A 9,143-nucleotide genomic window follows, 5' to 3' on the forward strand; every position below is an offset into this window, starting at 1 on the left:
TTCTCGCGCTGCTGGGCGGCATCGGCGCGCGCGCCGGCGGTGCGCCGGTGTGGAAAGCAACACTGCGCGTCACCTTCTGGGGGGCGCTGGCGATGGCCCTCACCGCCGGAATCGGTTCGGTGGTCGGGACGGCGGTATGATGACGTGTCGCCAATCCGGCGGCGGCGGCGCAACAGTGCAGGCGCCAGCGCGAGTGACGGCACTCGCGCTCCTCGGCTACATATCCGTGGCCCGCTTGGTGACCGCGATGCGGTATTTTCGCGGTTCTGGCGCGGGGTAGAGGCCCTTGTCCGAGCAGGGAATTTTACTCGCCCTATAAAGCGGGAGAGCGTTGCCGCCCTCCCGCTCCCCCGCAGGCCTACATTTTGTACGAGAGGTTCACGCCGAACGTCCGCGGAGCGCCGTACTGGTAAGTCCAACCGATGCTCGTGAAGAGCGCCTGCGTTCGATAGAGCTTGTCGAAGAGGTTTTTGCCGAAGACCGACACTCTGAAATGATCGCCAAGGTCGACGCCAGCCTCCGCATTCCCCAAGAAATATCCTGGTTCGACAGCCTGAGGAGGATTGCGCACGATATCGAACGCAACGCGGCTCTGATAGACGCCTGACAGGGTGATGTCGGCACGGAGCTGGTCGGAAACCGTCCAGCCATATCTGATCGAGCCGTTGAGGGTCAGCTTCGGCGCATTCGGGAGCCGGCTTCCCTCCGCCACACCGGCAACGATCGACTTGGTGATCTTCGTATCGATGAAACCGATGCCGCCACGAAGATCCAGACCGGGGGTTGGACGCCAGCGAATGTCCCCCTCGAGCCCTCGGACGCGAGCATTACCGGCATTTGCGATGCCAAACAGAGTTCCAAGCGGGGAATCGAAAAGCGGTCCGTAGAATTGTGCGTCCTTGTACTCATAATCAAAGGCGGCGGCGTTGATCTGAAGATTGGGGAGGACCCGGCTCTTGATGCCGACTTCATAAGCCGTGACCGTCTCATCCCTGAACGGCCGGATAGCCGTCGGGTCGAAGGTCAACTGGCCCTGGAATCCGCCCGATTTCACGCCGCGACTTACGGTTCCGTATATCAGGGTATTGTCGGAAGGCTTGTAGTTGAGGCCAATTTTTCCAGAAACCCTGGAAGTGGAGAACGTGCTGCTCGCCGTTGGGAAGGCGTTGGCGTACACGCCATTGGAGCCGAAGAAGGTGGTGACGTTATCGAAGACCTTGTGCTCATGAGTATAGCGCAAGCCTGCAATCAAGGTGAGCTTTGGCACGAATGTCCACTCGCCATGCAGGAAGCCCGCATAGGCTTCGGTCTTCTGATGATAGGTATTGCCCAGCGTATCCCCAAAGGAGGGAAAGAGATCCGAGATGAGGTAGGAGTCGCGGTCGCTGACCGTGTCATGCGAATAATATACGCCGCCGATCAGGTTCAGGTTGTCCTTCGAATAGGCCAGCCTGAGTTCCTGGGTCTCCTCGCTGATCTTGTTGGCGAAGGTGCTGTCGAGCTGGCGAAGGCCCGTGCCATCTTGATCGGCCACGTCGATACGCCGGAAATGTTCATAAGCCGAAATCGACGTCAGCGTCAGGTTGCTGTCGAGATTCCAGTCCATGGTGAGAGACGCACCGAACGACTTGTTATCGAGATGCGGATTGTTGGCGGAGCCAGCAGTGCGCGGCTTGTTGAGATACGGGTCATCCTCGGTCGTCGTCAGATTGTTTTCGGCCTTGTAAAGGGCCTCGTCCGATCGATCATAGCCGGCATGAGCGCTCAAGCGCGCCTTGAAAGCGGCTGAAGGTGTCCATTCCAACTGGAGCCGCGCAGCGGTCCGGTCGATCTTGCCGATGCGCTTGCCTGTGACATAGTTCGTCTCCCAGCCAGAATCCTGCTGATCCGTTACAAAGGCGAACCGTCCGTTCAAAGTCGACGTCAGTGCGCCACCGACGGCGCCGTTGACGTGCCAGTTCCGATAGCTGCCGTAACCGACTTCGAAATCAGCACTCGGCGTAGCCGAGGGCCGTCGGCTGATGATGTTGATTGCGCCGGCGGTCGTGTTGCGGCCGTAAAGATCGCCCTGCGGCCCCTTAAGTATCTCGACTCGGTCAACGTCGAACAGGCCGAACGAAAGCATCGCCGGCGAGACCAAATACACATTGTCGACATAAACGCCGGCTGCGGGATTATTATTCGACGCATAGTCATTGAGGCCGATACCGCGGATCGAGATGTTCGGCACGCTGTTACCGAGCGTGTTCTTGATGTTGACATTCGTCGTCAAGGCCGTGAGGTCGTTGACTTGCTTGACACCGGCGGACGCGAGCTCGGTTCCTGTGACGACATTCATCGCAATGCCGACGTCGTTGCCACGCTGTTCACGGCGCTGCGCGGTCACGACGATGTCGCCGATATCGGTGCTCTCGGTTGCAGACGCCGCAGGTGGTACAGCCGCCGTACCAGTTCCGCCTGTCGATTGCGCTTCCGCCCCGACCGGCAAAAGCATCACAGCGCTCGCCATCAACAGGCTGCGTGTCTTGATCTCGAACAAGCTCATGAATACCCCCTTCTTTTGTATGTTTACTTGAAGTCTGGAATGTCGAACCCGATGATGGTTTTGGACCTGGGAACCGAGTAGGTCCGCTTGCTGTGTCGAAGGCCGCTCTTTACGATGGCTTCCGCCACGCACACCGTTGCCGGGATCGGGTCGATGACAGGCACGTCGTGCCCCGCCGCGAGAAGATGCTTTTCAATCGCGGCCGCGCAACCGAGGAAGCCGGTGCAGCCGAGAACGATCACATCGGCGCCATCGCGTTCAACAGCGTCTAGCGCCTTCGCCGCCAGCGCCTGCTGCACCTCGCCGAGTCGATGCTCGAGTTCGAGCACGGGAATATCCACGACGAGGACCGACGCCAGCTTTTCATAGACACCGTAGACCTTCGCGGCGTTAACCAGCATTGGCCTGACCGAGTTCAGCACCGTCACGATGCTGAACTTCTGACCCAGCATCGCCGCTAGATGCATCGACGTTTCACCGGGTCCAAGGACTGGAATGCGGACGACTTCGCGGGCGGGCTTCAGTCCCGGATCACCCATGCAATCGATGATGATCGCGTCCGCGCCATCACGTTCGGCCTCGATGGCCCGCACGATCGTGTCCGGAACGGCCAGCGCCTCGTCATATTCACACTCGATCGACGGCGGCCCGCGATCCAGAATAGAATGCGTGAACGAAAGCACCGGGCTCGCCAGGTGGGCAATCTCGTCGAGGTTACGAAGACCCCTGGTCGTAACCGGGGTAATGAGATGGATCGTCTTCATCGTCGTTTCGCCGTTCCTGTTTGCTACAGAAATGTGTCCCTGTTGGCGGCCAGCTAACAAGGGTCGCGATAGGGAGAGGATCTTCCCTGCCTAGTAGAAAGAGATTGTCAGGCTGTTTTCGAAACTACTAGTTCTAGTAGTAGTATGGTTCCATCTGCAGGAACATGGTGCTACAGAGTCGGACTGCGCCGACATGGATTCAAGAGGTCGGCACCACACAACATTGGATGAGGCGGGGGCGATGTGATGGCTGTCGGTCAGATTGCGAATGCCGATATTCGATCAACGGCCCTCGCCGAGAGGCTGGCAGCCTCGTCCGACATCATGGTCGTTTGCGCGCCTCCCGGTTTCGGGAAATCCGAACTGCTGCGCTTGGCTGAAGGTTTGGCACGCAGCGACCGCCGGAGCCATATCCTGCGCTTTGACGCAACCAGTCACCGGGCCAACCCCTGCGCCGCGGCCGACGCCATTCTCGGCGCGGGAAAAGGCGACATTATTATCGTCGACAGTCTTCGGGGCGCGGACGCGAACGCGCTGTCGGAGGCGCTCAACGGCCGCTTCCCCGCTCCCGACGCGCCGCGGATTTGGATTGCGTTGCATCATCTCAAGCAGCTTACCCTTGCCCGGCTGATCGTCGATGGCACAGCTCAGGTGGTGGACTGGCGCAACCTGCGAATGCCCGATGTGGAGGTTCGCTCCCGGACAGACCGCATTCCTTCACGATTTCGGAAGCTGGTCACCGACCTGGCCCGAAACTGGCCAGCTGCCTGCACTCTATTATGCAGGTGGGCGCAACAGGCTTCGCCGGAAGAGGCTGATTGGGAGACGACGGCCATCCTCGCGGCCTCCGGCCTCGACGAATATATCGAACAGGAGGTCGTGCCGGTGCTCACGCCCGAGGAACTGGACACCCTCGTTCATGCCAGCATCGCGGAAACGATCGAAGTTGAACCCGACAAACGGGGAATCGCGCGCTCGCACGCGCTGCAAGCGATCACCAGAACCAGTATCAAAATTGCCGGCCTGATCGAACGACAAGGCAACCAGCTGACGCTCCATCCCATTTTTCGTCAATGGCTCGCCGCGCAATTCGAAGCCCTCCCGAAAGAGAGTCAGGTCGAATCGCTGGCCCGTGCAGCGCGGGAGTTTGCGGCGCGGGGCGATCTCGTCGTCGCGGCCAGACTGTATCGCAGCGCAGGCCTCGAGGCAGAAATCGAGCGCGCGGTCGTTGATCGCGGATCGCTGTTGATCTGGATGACGCACGGGTTTTCCGCAATTCGTGAAGTGGTCGAACAGGCCGGAGACGCAAGCGTCGCCCGATCGCCCATCCTCCGGCTCATGCGTTGCATTGTGCTGATGAAGGCCGGCCGGATCACCGAAGCGCAGCAAACATTTGACGCCCTGGACACCAGCGACCTTCCCCAGACGCCCGACTTCGAGCGTGATCGCGAAGTCGTTCGGGTGACGTTGCTCGTCTATGGCTGCGGTCTTCAGCGGGAGGACGATCTCGAACGCTTTCGCTCGATGGTGGCGAGGGGCGCGGACGAGGCGGACTGGAAGTCGCTTCTATCGACCCTCTCCTGCATTCTCCACGCGCAACGCGCGCACTTCGATGCGGCCCTGGCGAATCTCATCGATGCGCGCGTTCACGCGCGAAGCGCCGACTCGCGATACAATTTGCTGTTCCTGTCCCTGCATGAAGCGAACATCCTCCTGGCCCAAGGCGATCTCACGAAAGCGCGGATCGCGCTCGGAGATGCGCGCAAACGCTGGCGACAGGAGTTCGCCGACGACCGAGGCGCCGAGACTGTCATGTCCGCGCTCATGGCGTCGCTCGAATACGAGCTGGGACAGCTCACGAGCGCGCGCGGTTCCGTCCGGAAGTCCGCCTATCGCATGCCCGATTCCGAGGCGTGGTTCGATATCTACGCCGCGGCCTATGAACCAATGGCGCGGATTATCGCCGCCGATCATGGCCTCGGCCCAGCGCATGAGGCTCTGGCTGACCAGAGGCGCAAATTGGGCGCACAGGGGCTGCCGCGCGTAGCGGCTATGCTGCAAAATCTCGCGATCGTCCTGTCCGGTGAACAATGGATCCGCGATGGGGTCGTTTCGAACGATCCTTGGGGGCCAATAACGCCTGTCGATGCCGCCGGCACGTGGCAAGAACAGGAGACATTTCAACTCGCCAGCGCCTATCTGGCAGCGAGAGATGGGCGTCGCGCCGACGCCGAGCACGGGCTTCGCGAAGCCTTGAAGACGAGCGATCGGCTAAACCTGGCGCGCTCGAGCCTCCGCTATCGAATCCTCCTCGCGACCCTTCTGCTTGATGGCGGCGACGAGCGCGCGGAAACCGAGTTGCGCCGAGCGTTGCAGCTCGGGGTCCGACTCGGTGCTCGGCAGGTCCTCCTTCATACCATGAGTCCGAGATTCGCGTCCGCGATGGCAAAGCTCGCTTCGGAGCCAGACGGCGGCCGCTCTGGCCGAAAGCGGTTTATCGGAGCACTCCGCGCGCCGAGCAAGATGGTGGAAGGCACTCAGGATGTCCTTCTGTCCACGCGCGAGGTCGAGGTTCTCCAGGCGCTCAGCGAGGGCGGCAGCGATAAGGTGATCGGTCGGATTCTCGATATGAGCGAGCACGGCGTACGGTTTCACCTCAAGAGCATTTATCGGAAGCTCAATGTGCATGACCGTCTCTCGGCCGTGCACAGGGCGAAGGAGTTGAGCGCCATATAAGCTACCAGATCGAGTAGTATGGACGCATATGGAACATTATTGAACTACTAAGTAGAGTATGCCCCCTCCCAAGCATTGCCGTTGAACCCGTCCACTTGGCGAGTGCAACTCGGTTGCATTCAAGAGGGGCATAAAAAGCGATGCGAATCGGAGTAGATGTCGGCGGCACGAATACGGATGCGGCCTTGATTTCAGGGCGCAATGTTATCGCCGCGATAAAACGCCCAACGAGCGCGGACGTTGTCAGCGGCATCGTCGAAGCGGTTCAAACACTCATCGGTGAGGCAAAAGTCAGTCCCGAAGCGATTCGCGCGGTGATGATCGGCACGACGCACTTTACCAATGCGTTCGTGCAACGCCGTGGACTGACAAAGGTGCTGGCGATCAGGATCGGCGCGCCGGCGTCTCGCGGCATTCCGCCCTTTTCGGGGTGGCCACAGGATGTTCGCGAAACCGTCTTCGGTGGCAGTGCGCTCGTTCGAGGCGGTTTCAATTTTGACGGTCAGCCGATCGCACCGTTCGATGCCGAAGAAATAGCAAACGCCGCCCGCCGCGCGACACTCGCCGGCATCACTCAGGTAGCCGTTTCCTGCATCTTCAGTCACTTGAACGACGAGCAGGAAGTCCAGGCGGCCACTATCATTCAAGAGACCACGCCGGGTCTCGAGGTGTCCCTTTCATCCGAACTCGGCCGCGCCGGGATGCTTGAACGCGAGAACGCCGCGATCATGAACGCGAGCCTTCGTCCGCTAGCGGCCATCGTGGCCAAGGCTTTCGGGGATGCACTCCAACAACTAAAATTGACCTGCCCCTGGTATGTCAGCCAGAACGACGGCACGCTGATGAGCGCCGACCAGCTTCGCCGGCATCCGGTCATGACCTTTGCGGCTGGTCCCACGAACAGCCTGCGAGGCGCCGCTTGGCTCACCGGGCAATCCGACGCGGTCGTGATCGACATTGGCGGCACCACCACGGACGTAGGCGTCCTGGCCAAGGGCTTCCCCCGGCAGTCGTCGGTCCATGTCGACGTCGGCGGGGTCCGCACCAACTTCCGGATGCCCGACATCCTTTCGGTCGGGCTCGGCGGTGGCAGCCTGGTCCGCGAGCAGAGCGACGGCGTGAGCGTTGGACCGCAATCTGTCGGCTTCGCGCTCCGCGAAAGCGCAAAAATCTTTGGCGGAGACATCCTGACCGCGAGCGACATCGCGGTCGCATCGGGCTGGGCGGATTTCGGCGACAAGGCCCTGGTGGGTGACTTGGATGACAATCTGCTGGAATCGTCTCGCCGGGAAATGGCGCGGATCATCGCCGACGCCATCGATCGCATCAAGACGACGCCCGACGCGACGCCCGCCATTCTCGTCGGGGGCGGTAGCATTCTCCTGCGTGACGCGCCTCCCGGCGTATCACAGCTGCATCGTCCCGATCATGCAGGTGTCGCGAACGCCATCGGGGCGGCGATCGGCCAAGTAAGTGGAGAGATCGACCGTCTCTACATGATCGCCTCGCCGGCGGACAAAGAGGCGGCGCTTGCCGAAGCGCAGGAACTCGCCACTCAGCGGGTGATCGAAGCCGGCGGGACCAAAGAAGGTGTGGAGATCGTCGATCTGGAGGCGATCCCGGTACAATATATGTCAGGGGGAGCGACGCGGGTGATTTGCCGAGCGGTAAGCGATTTGGCGGCGACGGAGGCACAGGCATGATCACGCAGATCGGGCTCGAAGATATCGAGGACCTTGCGGCCGGTTCGACCTTTCTCGGCACAGGCGGCGGCGGAGATCCCTACCTCGGATCGTTGCTGTGCTACGAAGCGATCAATCAGTACGGCCCCGTGCGCCTTCTCGACGCTGCCAATTTGGCTGACGACGACGCCGTGTTCGTCGCGGCGGCCATGGGCGCTCCGACGGTGATGATCGAGAAGCTGCTTTCGATCGATGACCAGGATCGCGCGGTGCGTGCGCTCGAGCGCTATCTTGGCCGCACTGCGACCGCCATCATCTCGCTGGAGATCGGGGGCTGCAATTCGATGATGCCGGTGGCCTACGCCGCGATGCGCGCGGTTCCGATCATCGACGGAGACGGCATGGGACGCGCGTTTCCCAAGCTCCAGATGACGAGCATGAACATCAACGGCATCCGTTGCGCCCCGATGGCGCTCGGAGACGAACATGGCAACGTGGTCATGTTCGAGACCGACGATGGACAGAAGGCAGAGGAGCTGGCTCGGCCCGTCGTGGCAGCGATGGGCGCAGCTGGATGTCTGTCCTGCTATTCGATGACGGGTGCCCAGGCGCGCACCGCCATCGTTCCGCAGACGCTATCCGGTGCAATCGCTATCGGACGAGCCATCAACGGCAAGTCCTACAGCGACCGGGCTCCGGTCGAGCGCCTGACGGCGGCCTTGTGCCAACTACCGCTCTACGGCGATGGCCGCTGCGCGTTCGAGGGGAAGATCGTATCGATCGAACGCAATACGCGCGACGGCTGGGTGTTCGGCACCTGCATGGTCAAGGCGCTCGAAGGGAACAGCATCGCGTCGATCGATTTCCAGAACGAGAACCTCTGCGTGCGCGTCGACGGGGCGTTGCGCTGCATCGTCCCGGATCTCATAACCATCGTGGACACAGAGTCCGCGCACGCCATTCCCACCGAGCGGCTGGCCTACGGCCAGCGGGTATCGGTGATCGTGTGCGCAGCGCCGCCTCAACTGGTCACCCCGGCGGCACTGGCGGTCGTCGGCCCGAAAGAGTTCGGTCTCGACGGTCAATATCAACCTCTCGCCTCGCTAATGGGCTGAACCGCATGGATGCACGATAGTGGCAAGAACCGGGCCGGGGATCTGGCTTCGGTGATCGATGCAACGGCGGACATGTCCCCCTCCAGACGGGCGGCGGCCAATGGAACCAATAGCCGCTCCCCGTGCGTGACTGAAGTGGTGGCGCGTGATTTGGACGTCCGCCTCGCGTGATGCGAGCGGCGATCCGGTGAGCTTTGCCGAATTCGATAGGAAGGAATGACAATGGCGCGTGAGCTGCAGCGCGACATTCAGGATGAGAGTCGCGCGACAATCAAGATGAGAATCGGTAGTGGGGTGTGGC

6 protein-coding genes are annotated in these 9,143 nt (G+C 61.2%); 4 read left to right on the top strand and 2 right to left on the bottom strand.

Features of this window, described 5'->3' with window-relative positions; genetic code table 11:
• A partial coding sequence (locus ABD050_RS24735; RefSeq protein WP_343892215.1) for a VIT1/CCC1 transporter family protein occupies window positions 1-140 on the top strand: 140 nt, incomplete at its 5' end.
• A 218-nt stretch (window positions 141-358) separates the two neighbouring features.
• On the opposite strand, the gene ABD050_RS24740 is transcribed toward ABD050_RS24735, so the two are convergent.
• Window positions 359-2,545, bottom strand: coding sequence for a TonB-dependent receptor (locus tag ABD050_RS24740; protein ID WP_343892209.1), 2,187 nt, complete (start codon window positions 2,543-2,545; stop codon window positions 359-361).
• A gap of 23 nt (window positions 2,546-2,568) precedes the next feature.
• Complete coding sequence (locus tag ABD050_RS24745) at window positions 2,569-3,309, bottom strand: aspartate/glutamate racemase family protein (RefSeq protein ID WP_343892210.1); 741 nt, start codon at window positions 3,307-3,309, stop codon at window positions 2,569-2,571.
• A 246-nt stretch (window positions 3,310-3,555) separates the two neighbouring features.
• Here ABD050_RS24745 and ABD050_RS24750 point away from each other — a divergent pair, with 246 nt between their 5' ends.
• The 3 genes from ABD050_RS24750 (at window position 3,556) to ABD050_RS24760 (ending at window position 8,842) form a co-directional block, all read left to right on the top strand.
• Window positions 3,556-6,045 (top strand): LuxR C-terminal-related transcriptional regulator, encoded by a 2,490-nt coding sequence (locus ABD050_RS24750; protein WP_343892211.1) that lies wholly within the window; start codon window positions 3,556-3,558, stop codon window positions 6,043-6,045.
• Window positions 6,046-6,185: 140 nt separating this feature from the next.
• Complete coding sequence (locus ABD050_RS24755) at window positions 6,186-7,748, top strand: hydantoinase/oxoprolinase N-terminal domain-containing protein (RefSeq protein WP_343892212.1); 1,563 nt, start codon at window positions 6,186-6,188, stop codon at window positions 7,746-7,748.
• On the top strand, window positions 7,745-8,842 hold the full coding sequence (locus tag ABD050_RS24760; protein WP_343892213.1) for an S-methyl thiohydantoin desulfurase family protein: 1,098 nt from the start codon (window positions 7,745-7,747) through the stop codon (window positions 8,840-8,842). The genes ABD050_RS24755 and ABD050_RS24760 overlap by 4 nt, the downstream gene beginning before the upstream one ends.
• The last annotated feature ends 301 nt before the right edge of the window (window positions 8,843-9,143 follow it).

The organism is Sphingomonas oligophenolica (assembly GCF_039522915.1).
In the GTDB taxonomy this organism is placed as follows: Bacteria; Pseudomonadota; Alphaproteobacteria; order Sphingomonadales; family Sphingomonadaceae; genus Sphingomonas; species Sphingomonas oligophenolica.